This window comes from Pseudomonas sp. PAMC25584, from assembly GCF_058135675.1.
Window position 1 is genome coordinate 1745461 of the sequence record NZ_CM176870.1, and the last position, 13972, is coordinate 1759432.

9 protein-coding genes are annotated in these 13972 nt (G+C 61.8%); 5 read left to right on the forward strand and 4 right to left on the reverse strand.

The window, feature by feature from the left end; genetic code table 11:
• Window positions 1–35: 35 nt before the first annotated feature.
• Both ACS5Q8_RS08090 and nagZ read left to right on the forward strand, forming a co-directional pair.
• Window positions 36–743 (forward strand): TetR/AcrR family transcriptional regulator, encoded by a 708-nt coding sequence (locus tag ACS5Q8_RS08090; protein ID WP_253394130.1) that lies wholly within the window; start codon window positions 36–38, stop codon window positions 741–743.
• Window positions 744–886: 143 nt separating this feature from the next.
• Window positions 887–1897, forward strand: a complete 1011-nt coding sequence (gene nagZ, locus ACS5Q8_RS08095; protein WP_276197043.1) for a beta-N-acetylhexosaminidase — start codon at window positions 887–889, stop codon at window positions 1895–1897.
• Between the two features lie 112 nt (window positions 1898–2009).
• On the opposite strand, the gene ACS5Q8_RS08100 is transcribed toward nagZ, so the two are convergent.
• From ACS5Q8_RS08100 to mfd, 3 genes are read right to left on the reverse strand one after another with little or no spacing between them, the layout of a single operon-like run.
• Window positions 2010–4703 (reverse strand): DEAD/DEAH box helicase, encoded by a 2694-nt coding sequence (locus tag ACS5Q8_RS08100; RefSeq protein WP_443693699.1) that lies wholly within the window; start codon window positions 4701–4703, stop codon window positions 2010–2012.
• 9 nt (window positions 4704–4712) lie between these two features.
• Entirely contained in the window at window positions 4713–5279 is a 567-nt protein-coding gene (locus ACS5Q8_RS08105; protein ID WP_426099483.1) for a CsiV family protein, read from the reverse strand.
• Window positions 5280–5290: 11 nt separating this feature from the next.
• Entirely contained in the window at window positions 5291–8740 is a 3450-nt protein-coding gene (mfd, locus tag ACS5Q8_RS08110; RefSeq protein WP_276197046.1) for a transcription-repair coupling factor, read from the reverse strand.
• Between the two features lie 340 nt (window positions 8741–9080).
• On the opposite strand from mfd, the gene ACS5Q8_RS08115 reads away from it, so the two are divergent.
• Window positions 9081–10544, forward strand: a complete 1464-nt coding sequence (locus ACS5Q8_RS08115) for a glyceraldehyde-3-phosphate dehydrogenase (RefSeq protein ID WP_247399966.1) — start codon at window positions 9081–9083, stop codon at window positions 10542–10544.
• A gap of 205 nt (window positions 10545–10749) precedes the next feature.
• On the opposite strand, the gene ACS5Q8_RS08120 is transcribed toward ACS5Q8_RS08115, so the two are convergent.
• Window positions 10750–11283 (reverse strand): chalcone isomerase family protein, encoded by a 534-nt coding sequence (locus ACS5Q8_RS08120; RefSeq protein WP_276197047.1) that lies wholly within the window; start codon window positions 11281–11283, stop codon window positions 10750–10752.
• 64 nt (window positions 11284–11347) lie between these two features.
• Here ACS5Q8_RS08120 and ACS5Q8_RS08125 point away from each other — a divergent pair, with 64 nt between their 5' ends.
• Together ACS5Q8_RS08125 and sthA are read left to right on the forward strand one after the other, a co-directional pair.
• Window positions 11348–12358, forward strand: a complete 1011-nt coding sequence (locus ACS5Q8_RS08125) for an FAD:protein FMN transferase (protein ID WP_276197048.1) — start codon at window positions 11348–11350, stop codon at window positions 12356–12358.
• Between the two features lie 188 nt (window positions 12359–12546).
• Window positions 12547–13941 carry a Si-specific NAD(P)(+) transhydrogenase gene (gene sthA, locus ACS5Q8_RS08130; RefSeq protein ID WP_247399972.1) on the forward strand — a complete coding sequence of 465 codons (1395 nt, stop codon included), beginning with the start codon at window positions 12547–12549 and terminating at the stop codon, window positions 13939–13941.
• Window positions 13942–13972 lie beyond the last annotated feature (31 nt).

Consider the following 13972-nt stretch of genomic DNA (forward strand, 5'->3'; position numbering starts at 1 on the left):
ATGTTTCAAACAAGTGTTTGTCAGGCGGAGTAGCCATGGCCCAGTCGGAAACCGTTGAACGCATTCTCGATGCTGCCGAGCAATTGTTCGCGGAAAAAGGATTTGCTGAAACTTCATTGCGGCTGATCACCAGCAAGGCCGGGGTCAACCTCGCCGCCGTGAACTACCATTTCGGCTCGAAAAAAGCCCTGATCCAGGCGGTCTTCTCGCGTTTCCTGGGGCCGTTCTGTGCGAGTCTCGACCGTGAACTCGAGCGCCGCCAGGCCAAGGCTGACCATAAGCCAAGCCTTGAAGAACTGCTGGAAATCCTCGTTGAGCAAGCGCTGGTGGTACAGCCCCGCAGCGGCAACGACCTGTCGATCTTCATGCGCCTGTTGGGCCTGGCGTTCAGCCAGAGCCAGGGTCACCTGCGGCGTTACCTGGAAGACATGTACGGCAAGGTGTTCCGCCGCTATATGTTGCTGGTCAACGAAGCCGCCCCGCGCATCCCGCCGATCGAATTGTTCTGGCGCGTGCACTTCATGCTCGGTGCAGCGGCATTCAGTATGTCCGGGATCAAAGCGTTGCGGGCGATTGCCGAGACTGACTTTGGCGTCAACACCTCCATCGAACAGGTGATGCGCCTGATGGTGCCGTTCCTCGCTGCGGGCATGCGCGCCGAAACCGGCGTGACCGACCAGGCCATGGCCGCCGCCCAATTGCGTCCGCGCAGCAAATCCACGCCAATCCCCGCGAAGGTTTGACCGCCCCGGGTGTGCGCGGCCGCTGGCATCCGCTAAGCTAGCCGCCCATGCCGAATTCAGCTATTTACTCGCAACCCGTTGTTCTCGCCGCGCCCGTCGCGCCGCGAGAGTAACGGGCTGTGTGCGTTATATAAGGAAGGTTTATGACTGCTGCCCTGCAAGGTTCTTTGATGGTCGACGTTGCCGGTACCTGGCTGACGGCCGAGGACCGCCACCTGTTGCGCCAGCCTGAGGTGGGCGGCCTGATCATTTTTGCACGCAATATCGAGCATCCGCGCCAGGTGCGGGAATTGAGCGCGGCGATTCGTGCCGTGCGCCCGGACCTGCTGCTGGCGGTCGACCAGGAAGGCGGTCGTGTGCAGCGCCTGCGCCAGGGCTTTGTGCGTCTGCCGGCCATGCGCGCGCTGGCGGATAACCCCAACGCCGAATATCTGGCCGAGCAGTGTGGCTGGATCATGGCCACCGAAGTCCTTGCCGTTGGCCTGGACCTGAGCTTCGCCCCGGTGCTGGACCTGGACTACCAGCGTAGCGCCGTGGTCGGCACCCGCTCCTTCGAGGGCGACCCCGAGCGCGCTGCAGTGCTTGCCGGTGCGTTCATCCGCGGCATGAACAGCGCGGGCATGGCCGCCACGGGCAAGCATTTCCCGGGGCACGGTTGGGCTGAGGCGGATTCCCACGTTGCGATTCCCAATGACGAACGCAGCCTGGAACAGATTCGCGCCAATGACTTGGTGCCTTTCGCACGCCTGAGTCAGCAATTGGCGGCGGTGATGCCGGCACACGTCATTTACCCGCAAGTCGACGCCCAGCCTGCCGGTTTTTCGCGCCGCTGGTTGCAGGACATCCTGCGCGGCGAGCTGCAGTTTGACGGGGTGATTTTCAGCGACGACCTGTCCATGGCCGGTGCCCATGTTGTCGGGGATGCGGCCAGCCGTATTGAAGCCGCACTGACGGCAGGTTGCGACATGGGCCTGGTGTGCAACGATCGGGCGGCTGCCGAACTGGCACTGAGTGCGGCCCAGCGCATGAAGGTCATTCCCTCGGCGCGGATTGCGCGGATGCGTGGGCAAGCGATTGCGTCGACGGACTATAAGCAAGATCCGCGTTGGCGGGTGGCGCTTGGGGCGCTGCGCGAGGCGCAGTTGATCGATTGAGACGGCGGCGCATCTATCGCGGGCAAGCCCGCTCCCACACTTGATTGCGTGCATCCTGTAGAACCGCGGTCGAATGTGGGGGCGGCCTTGCCCACGATAGGCGATCTAACCGTCAGCGCTTTTCTTGTTTATTGGGCAACGGCGCAAACAGCGCCTCGATATCCTCGTTGCCCAACTGCCAATCCCCGGTGGTCCGCCCGTCCAGCACGCCTGCTGCCAGGTCGGACTTTTCCTTCTGCAGGTGCTGGATTTTCTCCTCCACCGTGCCCCGCGCAATCATCTTGTAGACGAATACCGGCTTTTCCTGGCCGATGCGATACGCACGGTCAGTGGCCTGGTTTTCCGTGGCCGGGTTCCACCACGGGTCATAGTGGATCACGGTGTCGGCTTCGGTCAGGTTCAGGCCCACGCCACCTGCCTTCAGGCTGATCAGAAAGATCTGCAGCTTGCCGCTCTGGAAGTCCTTCACCGGCGTGCGCCGATCGCGGGTCTGGCCGGTCAGCAGCGCGTAGGCGACGCCGCGTTTTTTCAGCTCGACTTCAATCAAGCTCAGCATCGAGGTGAACTGGGAAAACAACAGAATCCGGCGACCTTCGGCAAACAGCTCTTCGAGCATCTCCATCAAGCTGTCGAGCTTGCCCGAGCTGCTGCCGCGCGCCGGCAGGGTGGCGTCGTTGACCAGGCGCAAGTCGCAGCACACCTGACGCAGCTTGAGCAGCGCTTCGAGAATGATGATCTGGCTGCGCGCCACGCCTTTGCGGGTGATCTCGTCGCGGACTTTTTTGTCCATGGCCAGGCGCATGGTTTCGTACACGTCGCGCTGGGCTTCATTGAGCTCGACCCAGTGGATGATCTCGGTCTTCGGCGGCAATTCCGTTGCCACCTGTTCCTTGGTACGACGCAGCAGGAAGGGTTTGATCCTACCGTTCAGGTGCTGCAGTCGCACATCACTGGCGCGTTTTTCAATGGGTACGCGGTAATCGCGGTTGAAACTCTTCACGTCGCCCAGCCAGCCCGGCAGCAGGAAGTGGAACAGCGACCACAGCTCGCCCAGGTGGTTTTCCAACGGCGTGCCGCTCAGGCACAGGCGCTGCCGTGCGTTGAGCTCACGCGCCGCCTGCGCCGCCTTGCTCGAAGGGTTCTTGATGTACTGCGCTTCGTCGAGGATCAGTACATGCAAGGGCAGGGCGGTGAGGTGCTCGATGTCTTTGGGCAGCAACGCATACGTGGTCAGCAGCAGGTCGTAGTCCTGCAAGTTCGCGAAGTGCTTTTTGCGCGTGGCGCCGTACAGCGCCAGGACCTTGAGTTGCGGCGTGAAGTGCGCGGCTTCGTCGAGCCAGTTGGGAATCAGGCTGGTGGGCATCACCACCATGCACGGGCGGTCCAGGCGTCCGGCGATCTTTTCGCTGAGAATATGCGCCAGGGTCTGTAAGGTTTTGCCCAGGCCCATGTCGTCCGCAAGAATGCCGCCCACATCCAGTTGGCGCAGCGACTGCATCCAGCTCAAGCCCTCCAACTGATAGGGGCGCAAGGTCGCGTTCAAACCCTCGGGCGCGACGCAGGTGAAGTCCTTGATGTCGCGCAGGCGCTGGGCGAAGTTGCGGATCTTCTCACCGCCTTCCCATTGCAGGGGCAGGTCTTCCAGCGGGTTGAGGCGGATCGCGTCGGCTTTGGCCAGGCGCAACGTGGTGGTGCCGGGTTCCTGCAGGTAAAACTCGCCGAGGGTGGCCAGTACGGGTTTCAAGCGGCCGTAGGGCAGTGCCACTTGCAGCGGGCCATGGCCGCCGTTGGGCAGGCCGGGGATGTTTACCAGGATCAGTTCGTCATCGCGGCGCCGCGCGAGTTTTTCCGGGTTGAGTATCTCGGTGTGGGAGCGCATCAGGTTCAGCAGGATCGGCAACAAGCTCAGGCGCTCACCGTTGACGATGATCCCCAGTTCCAGGTCGAACCAGTCACGCTCCGGCCCTTCGTCGACGGTGGCATACCAGTCGTCCACCGGGCTCAGGTCGAAGCCGAAGTCGTCGTCGATCTGCAACTCCCAGCCTTCTGCCCGCAGTGTCGGCGATGCGTTGAGGGTGAAGTTCAACCAGGCGCTGTCATTGACCATCTCGAACAGCTCGCCGGCACTTTCCGGCAGCGCTTTGCTCTGGCGCGTGGCGATCTTGAAGCCGAGCAGGCGCAGTTGCTCGCGATAGCGCTGTTCCTGCTCGGGGTGCCGCTTGATCCGCAGGCTCTGGGTTTCCTGGCGGACGATGATGTCGGCGTTCTTTTGCCCGCTGACGTAGTTGCCCAGATAATTGAACGACAGCGCCGCACGGTGCTGGATATAGCGCTGCATCTTGCCGTTGCGCGGCTCGAACGCGCTGAACTCGACACTCGCCAGCCACAAGCGCGGCACGGGCAGCACATCGTCCATCACCACTTGCGGCAACACCACGCGGTTGTCCAGCACGGCCTGGAGTTTTTCCAGCAGTTCGGCGTCCTGGGCCGCCGCCGGGTAGGCCAGGGTTTCCTGGACCTTGAGCAGCACCGCCGCGATGTGTTTGCAGTTGGTGTGTACCGGGCAGGTACAGCGGCTGTCCACCAGGATCAGCGTGCCCTTGGCCGATTCGCGCAACGAGATGGTCTGCCGGTAGACGTTGCTGCCCGAGCCTTCGCAACTGGCGATGATGGTGCTGTCGCCCGACTCGACGATGCGCACGCGGTTTTCCAGGGCATAGCGCCGCCCGCGCTCCAGGCTTTGTTCTTTAAAGCGATTGGCCCACGAAGGGGCCAAGGGCTTGGTCAGCGGCGACGTCAGGGGCATGGCGCTGGATCAGTCCTGAAGGTCGGTGGGCGGTGCGCTGGGCTGCTTGGCGGTCAACGAGGTGATCTTGATCAGCAGCGCCAGGTGGCCGCCATCCAGGTAGTTGAGCTGGTTGTTTTTGGTGCGCACGTCTTTCTGCGCCAGGTGCTCGCTGGCGATGACGCTGCCGTTGCCGTCGAACTGGTTGATCCAGAAGTCGGCGTCGATATCGGTAAAACGGCCCAGTTGCAGGTTCAGCACGCCCTCGATGGGAAACTGGCCGAACTGCTCCTGGCCGTCGGTGATCGCGATTTTTACCGGCTGCTCACCGAGGTTCTGTTCCCAGGCCTTGTGTGCGAGCACGGTGTAGTTGGTGTCTGCGCGAAGTTTGTCGACGATCGTACCCAGGCGCGGCGGGCTCTTTCTGTCGCCCAGGCGCACGGCACCGGCATCCCAGTCTTCCGGCGCGGCGCGACTGTTGATCACCGGCTCCATGTTCTGGCGCACCAGAACCATTTCCACTTGGTACAGGCTGTCGGCAAACGCCGAGGGTGCGAGTACCACTAATAACAAGCTCAGAATGCGGAACACGCGCATTGGGGCGTCCTTCAAGCAGATTTCGGGATGAGGCGCTCAAACAGCGCCTCCAGGGTGTTGAAGCGTTCTTCGGCGCGTTCCATCGGAATCATGAACTTGAACAGCGTAGCCCCTTCGAACTTGTAACGGTTGGGCTGGCCCTGGATCAGCTTGATCAGCACCAGCGGGTCGACCGGCGTCTGCGCTTCGAACTCGATGCGCCCGCCCTGCGGCCCGGCGTCGACCTTCTTGATGCCCAGTTGCTCGGCCTGCAATTTGAGCAGGGTCAGACGCACCAGGTTCTTGGTCGGTTCCGGCAACAGGCCGAAGCGGTCGATCATCTCTACTTGCAAGTCCTTGAGGCCTTCTTCGTCGGTGGCCGAGGCGATGCGCTTGTACAGGATCAGCCGTGCGTGGACGTCCGGCAGGTAGTCTTCGGGAATCAACGCCGGCAAGCGCAAGTTGATCTCCGGGCCGCCGCCCAGCGGTTGGTCGAGGTTCGGTTGCTCGCCCTTGCGGATGGCTTTCACCGCACGTTCGAGCATTTCCATATACAGGGTGAAGCCCACGGCCTGGATCTGCCCGCTCTGGCCGTCGCCGAGCAGTTCGCCGGCGCCACGGATTTCCAGGTCGTTGGTGGCCAGCACAAAGCCGGCGCCCAGGTCCTGGGTGTTGGCGATGGCTTCCAGGCGTTTTTCCGCGTCGCCGGTGATTTGCTGGCGCGGTGGCGTCAGCAGGTAGGCGTAGGCCTGGTGGTGACTGCGTCCGACGCGGCCACGCAGTTGATGCAGTTGTGCCAGGCCGAACTTGTCGGCGCGCTCGATGATGATGGTGTTGGCGCTTGGCACGTCGATGCCGGTCTCGATGATGGTCGAGGCGATCAGCACGTTGAAGCGCTTGTGGTAGAAGTCGCTCATCACCTGTTCGAGGTCGCGCTCGCGCATCTGCCCGTGGCCGATCGCGATGCGCGCTTCCGGCACCAGTTCGGCGAGGTCGGCGGCGCATTTCTCGATGGTCTTCACGTCGTTGTGCAGGTAATACACCTGCCCGCCGCGCAGCAATTCACGCAGCAGCGCTTCCTTGACCGTGCTGTTGTTCTGCTCCATCACGAAGGTGCGCACCGACAGGCGCCGCGCCGGCGGGGTGGCGATGATCGACAGGTCGCGCATGCCCGACACCGCCATGTTCAGCGTGCGCGGAATCGGCGTGGCGGTGAGGGTCAGAATGTCGACTTCGCTGCGCAGGGCCTTGAGCTGTTCTTTCTGGCGCACCCCGAAGCGGTGTTCTTCGTCGATGATCACCAGGCCCAGGTTCTTGATCTTCACATCGTCCGACAGCAGCTTGTGCGTACCGATCACGATGTCGATCTTGCCCTCCGCCAGGTCGGCGACGGCGGCATTCACTTCCTTGGCGGACTTGAAGCGGCTCATCACTTCCACGGTCACCGGCCAGTCGGCAAAGCGGTCACGGAAACTGTTGTAGTGCTGCTGGGCGAGTAGGGTGGTCGGCACCAGGATCGCCACTTGCTTGCCGCCATGCACCGCGATGAAGGCTGCGCGCATCGCCACTTCGGTCTTGCCGAAGCCCACGTCGCCGCACACCAGGCGGTCCATCGGCTTGGGCGCGAGCATGTCGGCGCGCACGGCGTCGATGGTGGTTTGCTGGTCCGGGGTTTCTTCGAAGGCGAAGCCGGCGCTGAAGGTGGCGTAGTCGGCTTTTGGGTCGGCGAAGGCGTAACCTTCGCGCGCTGCACGCCGGGCATAAATGTCGAGCAGCTCGGCCGCGACGTCGCGCACCTGTTCGGCGGCCTTGCGCTTGGCTTTCTGCCAGGTCTCGGAACCGAGGCGGTGCAACGGCGCCAGGGCATCGTCGCTGCCGGTGTAGCGGGCGATCAGGTGCAAGTTGGCCACCGGCACATACAGCTTGGCGCCTTCGGCGTACTCCATGGTGAGGAATTCGGCGGCCTGGTTGTCGATTTCCAGGGTTTGCAGGCCGAGGTAGCGGCCGACGCCATGGTCGATATGCACCACTGGCGCGCCTTCGCGCAGCTCGGTGAGGTTCTTGATCACGGCGTCGTTGTTGGCGTCGGCGCGTTTATCGCGGCGACGACGCTGCATCACCCGTTGGCCGAACAGCGGGCTTTCGGCGATCAGTGCCAGGGCCGGATCGTCCAGCAGCAGGCCTTCATTCAGCGGCGCGATGGTGATCGCCAGGCGCTCTTTGCTGGCGATGAAGTCCGGCCAACTGTCGACGGTTTTCGGGCGCAGCTTCAGGCGTTCCAGCAACTCCAGCAGCACTTCGCGGCGCCCGGCCGATTCGGCGGTAAACAGCACGCGACCGGGGAAATCGCCGAGGAAGTTGGACAGCGCTTCGAGCGGCTGGCTGGCCTTGGCTTCAATCGCCAGGTTAGGCAGGTTTTGCGCGGGGAAGCGCGCGCGGCCCGTGCCAGCGTCCACATCCTCTTGGCTGGCGACGACGCGCGGCCAGTTTTTCAGGCGGGCGAAGCACTCTTCCACCGGCAGGAACAGTTCGGCGGGCGGTAATAAAGGCCGGGACGGATCGACGCGACGCTCTTCATAGCGGTTGCGCACGTCGTTCCAGAAGTTTTCCGCCGCTTGCTCGATGCCCGGCAGCGAGAACACCTGGGTGTCCTGGGGTAGGTAGTCGAACAGGGTGGAGGTTTCGTCGAAGAACAGCGGCAGGTAGTACTCGATACCGGCGGGGGTAATTCCGCTGCTCAAGTCCTGGAAGATCGGGCAGCGCCGGAAGTCCACGTCGAAGCGCTCACGAAAGCGCGCCTTGAAGCGCGTCACCGCGTCTTTTTGCAGCGGGAACTCCCGCGCCGGCAGCAGTTTGACCGACTCGACCTTGTCGATGGAACGCTGGTTTTCCGGATCGAAGGTGCGCAGGGTCTCGATTTCGTCGTCGAACAGGTCGATGCGGTACGGCAACTTGCTGCCCATCGGGAACAGGTCGATCAGCGCACCGCGCACCGCGAATTCGCCGTGCTCATATACCGTGTCGACGCAGCGGTAGCCGCTGGCTTCCAGGCGCGTGCGCATTTGCTCCACGTCGAGCTTCTGGCCGATATCCAGCACCAGGCTGCTGCCCAGCAGGAACTTGGTCGGCGCCAGGCGATGCAGCGCCGTGGTGATCGGCACCACCAACACGCCGTGGGCCAGTTCCGGCAGGCGGTACAGGCTGGCGATGCGCTGGGAAATGATGTCCTGGTGCGGCGAGAACAGGTCGTAGGGCAGGGTTTCCCAGTCGGGAAAGTGCAGCACCGGCAAATCGGGGGCGAAGAAGCTCAGCTCCTGCTCCAGCCGTTCGGCACTTTGGCTGTCGGCGGTAAGCAGCAGGGTAAAGCGCTTGGCTGCGCTGGCAGCCTCGGCGATGGCCAGGCTCAGGGCGGCACCGGGCAAGTTACCCCAGTGCTGTTTACCTGCCGCGGCAGGGAGTAACGGTAGACGCAGAACGGGCACGGAAGGTTGAGCTCCAAGCGTTGCGACAAAGTCGGTAATTGTAACGGCCCGAGGTGCCGCCTGTCAGTTGCTGACTGAGCCTATTACGGTTTGTGGGAAATGTAGTGGCTAAGACAAACAATGGCGTGTTTTGACTCAATATGTAGTGCTGAAATACACATAGTTTTCGGAGGGTTACGGACAAGTCGTCCCGCCTGCTCCACTAGTGGCCTTCTGGAACCCGCGTATTTACTGGGCTGCAGCGGGGTGGCTTTTTTGGATAAGGGCTTTTTGTTGTGGGACGCGCATTGCTCCTGGGGCGGTCGGGCGGCATAATGTAGCCCCTTTTTTCAGCCCCTACATGTGGAAGGTTCCCGTGACTCAGAAGCCCGACCAGTGTCTTGGTGAATGGATCGACCGTGAAGCACTCGCTGAAGCGATGATCCCGCTTATCGGTCAGCTATACCGCAATAACAATGTGGTGAGCTCGATCTATGGCCGCAGCCTGATCAACCAATCAGTCATCGCGATTCTCAAGGCGCATCGCTTTGCTCGCCATCGTTCTGCCAACGACAGCGAACTCTCCGTCCACGAAACATTCCCTCTGCTCAAAGCCATGAGCGAGCTCAAGCTCGGCGCGGCCTCGGTAGACCTGGGCAAGTTGGCCGCCAAATTCCGCGCTGAAGCCAACGGCCGTTCCGTCGAGCAGTTCGTGCGTGAAGAAATGGCCGACGTGGTGGGCAAGCAGAACGCCTCCGCCCGCAAAGGCACTGACGTTGTGCTTTACGGCTTCGGTCGTATCGGCCGCCTGCTGGCACGCATCCTGATCGGCAAAACCGGTGGCGGCGATGGCTTGCGCCTGCGTGCCATCGTGGTGCGCAAAGGCGCCGAGAACGACCTGGCCAAGCGCGCGAGCCTCTTGCGTCGCGACTCGGTACACGGTCCGTTCAACGGCACCATCGTCATCGACGAAGAAAACAACACCATCACCGCCAACGGTAACCTGATCCAGGTGATCTACGCGAAGAACCCGACTGAGGTGGATTACACCCAGTACGGCATCAAGGACGCCCTGCTGGTGGATAACACCGGCGTATGGCGTGATGCCGAAGGCCTGGGCCAGCACCTGACCTGCCCGGGTATTGCCCGCGTTGTCCTGACTGCGCCTGGTAAAGGCAAGCTGAAGAACATCGTTCACGGCATCAACCACGCGGAAATCACCGCTGACGACAAGATCGTGTCCGCCGCTTCCTGCACCACCAATGCCATCGTGCCGGTGCTGAAGGCCGTCAATGACAAGTTCGGCATCGTCAACGGCCACGTCGAGACCGTTCACTCGTACACCAACGACCAGAACCTGATCGACAACTTCCACAAGGGCGATCGCCGTGGCCGCAGCGCCGCGTTGAACATGGTGATCACCGAGACCGGTGCCGCCACCGCTGCCGCCAAGGCCCTGCCTGAGCTGGCCGGCAAGCTGACCGGCAACGCGATCCGCGTGCCGACGCCTAACGTATCGATGGCGATTCTCAACCTGAACCTTGAGAAAGCCGCTACCCGTGAAGAGATGAACGAGTACCTGCGCTACATGGCGCTGCACTCCGATCTGCATAAGCAAATCGACTTCGTCAACTCGCAGGAAGTGGTCTCCACCGACTTCGTTGGCTCGCGCCACGCCGGCGTGGTGGACGCGGAAGCGACCATTTCCCAGGACAACCGCGTTGTGCTGTACGTGTGGTACGACAACGAGTTCGGCTACAGCTGCCAGGTCGTTCGCGTGATGGAAGACATGGCCGGGGTCAACCCGCCTGCATTCCCGCGCTAAGCGTTCAGGTTGAATGAAAAAGCCCCGACTGGTTCGGGGCTTTTTTCTGGCTGGGGATTTATGTTGTTTGCACAGGCCTCATCGCGGGCAAGCCCGCTCCCACTGGGGAGTGCAGTGCGTCAGGCGGTACGTCGTCAAATGTGGGAGCGGGCTTGCCCGCGATAGCGGTGGATCAGTCGCAGCCTTTGCCACGGCCCCGACGCCATCAGTTCAGCAACTTGCTGCGCAAACTATCGGACAGCCCCTTCGGCGCCAGCCAGATGCCCAGGTACGCCCTCGCCAGTTCCTCATCGCGACTGCTGAACACCACCTGGCCATTGATCTCTAGGTTCAGGCCGCGTCCCGGACGAAAATCCAGGGCGTAGCGATCACCGCTGCGGATGTTGCGAAAACGCGCATGCAGTTGCGCAAGCTCTGGTTTCAGGCGGGCGCTGGCCTGCTGGCGTTCAAGGGTGGCGTTCGCGGCTTTAATCACATCGTTGCGGTCGATATCGCGAAAGTAATACAGCACCAGGCGCAGGTCTTTTTGCCGATCCCAGGACTGCTTTGCGCTGATCTCGGCCGGGGCATACAGCGCCGCGGCATACACATCCGCCCAGAGGTAAGTCAGCAGCGCCTGGTTTTTCAGTACCAACTGCTCGGACTGCGCCGGAAAGTTCGCCTGGGTGAGACGATCCGCCTCATTGGCGAACGCCGGGATCGAGAACATCAGCCATAAACAGATAACTGCATGCCGCATAATGGTGGGTCCTGCAAAGGTGTGTGCCTACAGGGTAATTCAATTTTCGACGGCGATTAAGTTTATGGGCAGCCTGCGACAGATAGCGATGGTGTGCGGTTTTGCGGCGCTGGCCGGCTGTGGCGGCGATACGCTGGAGCAGTTTGGTGGCCCGACCATGGGCAGCACCTATTCGATTCAGTATGTCAGAAGCTCGACGGCACCCGCGCCGAAAGAGCTCCAACGCAAGGTGCAAAATATCCTGGCGGACGTCGACCGACAGATGTCGACCTACCGCAGCGACTCCGATATCGAGCGTTTCAACAACCTGCCGGCCAATAGCTGCCAGCCGATGCCGGCGCCGGTTCTGCAACTGGTGCGTACCGGCGAGCAGCTGTCCCAGGCCAGCGCGGGTGCGTTTGACCTGACGGTGGAACCGCTGCTGAACCTGTGGGGGTTCGGGCCTCAGGCCCGGCAACTCAGGGTGCCGGACGCCGCGACGCTGGCGCAGGTGCGCCAGCGGGTCGGTCATCAGCATCTGCGTATCGACGGCGAGCAACTGTGCAAGGACGCCGCCGTCGAAGTCGATTTCAACAGCATTGCTGCCGGTTACGCGGTGGATCGCATCGCCGAGCTGTTGAGCGGCCTGGGTATTCATCACTACCTCGCCGAAGCCACCGGCGAACTCAAGGCTGCCGGTCACAAACCTGACGGCTCGCCCTGGCGCGTGGCGTTGGAAGAACCCCGTGACGATCAACGGGTCGCCGAAAGAGTCATCAACGTCGACGGCTTTGGTGTGTCCACGTCTGGTGACTATCGTAATTATTTCCAGCAGGATGGTCGGCGCTATTCCCACACCCTGGATGCGCGGACCGGTGCGCCGATTACCCATCAACTGGCATCGGTGACGGTGTTGCATCCGTCGGCGCTGATGGCCGATGGGGTGTCGACGTTGCTGTTGATCCTTGGGCCGGAGCAAGGCTGGGATTACGCTGAGCAGCACCAGATCGCTGCGTTTTTTGTGCTTCGCGAGGGCGATGCTTTCGTCACGCGCAGTAATCAGGCGTTCGAGCAACTGACTGCGGTGAAACCGTAATCCGCGCCATGTAGTAAAGGCAAAACTGGCCTACGACGCGACCAAGGGTTAATGTGCGCGGCATTGAGCCTTATATAGACTGTGCCCCGGTTCACACACTTGAGCCAAATTGTCCTTCATGACCGCTGGCCGCGGCATGATTTAGCCAGGCGTCCAACCGTGGGCCTGGCCTGTTCTGAGGAGTATGCATGGCTGTCTACAACTACGACGTGGTAGTACTGGGTTCCGGCCCGGCTGGAGAAGGTGCGGCGATGAACGCCGCGAAGGCAGGGCGCAAGGTGGCGATGGTCGATAGCCGTCGTCAGGTCGGCGGTAACTGCACCCACCTGGGTACCATCCCGTCCAAGGCCTTGCGTCACTCAGTGCGCCAGATCATGCAGTTCAACACCAACCCGATGTTCCGGGCCATTGGCGAGCCGCGTTGGTTTTCGTTCCCGGACGTGCTGAAAAGCGCGGAAAAAGTCATCTCCAAACAGGTGGCGTCGCGGACCGGCTATTACGCCCGTAACCGTGTCGACCTGTTCTTCGGCACCGGCAGCTTCGCCGACGAGCAAACCATCGAAGTGGTCTGCCCCAACGGTGTGGTCGAGAAGCTGGTGGCCAAGCACATCATCATCGCCACCGGGTCGCGCCCGTATCGCCCGGTGGATCTCGATTTCCACCACCCGCGTATCTACGATAGCGACACCATCCTCAGCCTGGGCCACACCCCGCGCAAACTGATCATCTATGGCGCCGGCGTGATCGGCTGCGAATACGCCTCGATCTTCAGCGGCCTGGGTGTGCTGGTAGAGCTGGTGGACAATCGCGAGCAGTTGCTGAGCTTCCTCGACTCGGAAATTTCCCAGGCGTTGAGTTACCACTTCAGCAACAACAACATCACCGTGCGCCACAACGAAGAGTACGAGCGGGTCGAAGGTTTGGACAACGGTGTGATCCTGCACCTCAAGTCCGGCAAGAAGATCAAGGCCGACGCTTTGCTGTGGTGCAACGGCCGTACCGGTAACACCGACAAGCTGGGCATGGAAAATGTCGGGGTCAAGGTCAACAGCCGTGGCCAGATCGAAGTGGACGAGAACTATCGTACCTGTGTGCCGAATATCTACGGTGCCGGTGACGTGATCGGCTGGCCAAGCCTGGCCAGTGCCGCTCATGACCAGGGCCGTTCGGCCGCTGGGAGCATTGTCGACAATGGCAGCTGGCGCTATGTGAATGACGTGCCGACCGGTATCTATACGATTCCGGAGATCAGCTCGATCGGTAAGAACGAACACGAACTGACCAAGGCCAAGGTGCCTTACGAAGTGGGCAAGGCGTTCTTCAAGAGCATGGCGCGTGCGCAGATCGCCGGTGAGCCGCAAGGCATGCTGAAGATTCTGTTCCACCGTGAAACCCTGGAAGTCCTCGGCGTGCATTGCTTCGGTTACCAGGCCTCGGAGATCGTACACATCGGCCAGGCCATCATGAACCAGCCGGGCGAGCAAAATACCCTCAAGTATTTCGTCAACACCACGTTCAACTACCCGACCATGGCCGAAGCCTATCGCGTAGCGGCCTACGACGGCCTCAACCGGCTTTTTTGAGCGGCTCCGGCCGGTGGCCTGAGCCGGCCGG

Excerpts from the sequence above, each read along its gene's own strand:
- ACS5Q8_RS08115 (WP_247399966.1), top strand. The coding sequence starts at position 9,081 with ATGTGGAAGGTTCCCGTGACTCAGAAGCCCGACCAGTGTCTTGGTGAA.
- sthA (WP_247399972.1), top strand. The coding sequence starts at position 12,547 with ATGGCTGTCTACAACTACGACGTGGTAGTACTGGGTTCCGGCCCGGCT.
- ACS5Q8_RS08120 (WP_276197047.1), bottom strand. The coding sequence starts at position 11,283 with ATGCGGCATGCAGTTATCTGTTTATGGCTGATGTTCTCGATCCCGGCG.
- ACS5Q8_RS08090 (WP_253394130.1), top strand. The coding sequence starts at position 36 with ATGGCCCAGTCGGAAACCGTTGAACGCATTCTCGATGCTGCCGAGCAA.
- ACS5Q8_RS08100 (WP_443693699.1), bottom strand. The coding sequence starts at position 4,703 with ATGCCCCTGACGTCGCCGCTGACCAAGCCCTTGGCCCCTTCGTGGGCC.
- nagZ (WP_276197043.1), top strand. The coding sequence starts at position 887 with ATGACTGCTGCCCTGCAAGGTTCTTTGATGGTCGACGTTGCCGGTACC.
- ACS5Q8_RS08125 (WP_276197048.1), top strand. The coding sequence starts at position 11,348 with ATGGGCAGCCTGCGACAGATAGCGATGGTGTGCGGTTTTGCGGCGCTG.
- ACS5Q8_RS08105 (WP_426099483.1), bottom strand. The coding sequence starts at position 5,279 with ATGCGCGTGTTCCGCATTCTGAGCTTGTTATTAGTGGTACTCGCACCC.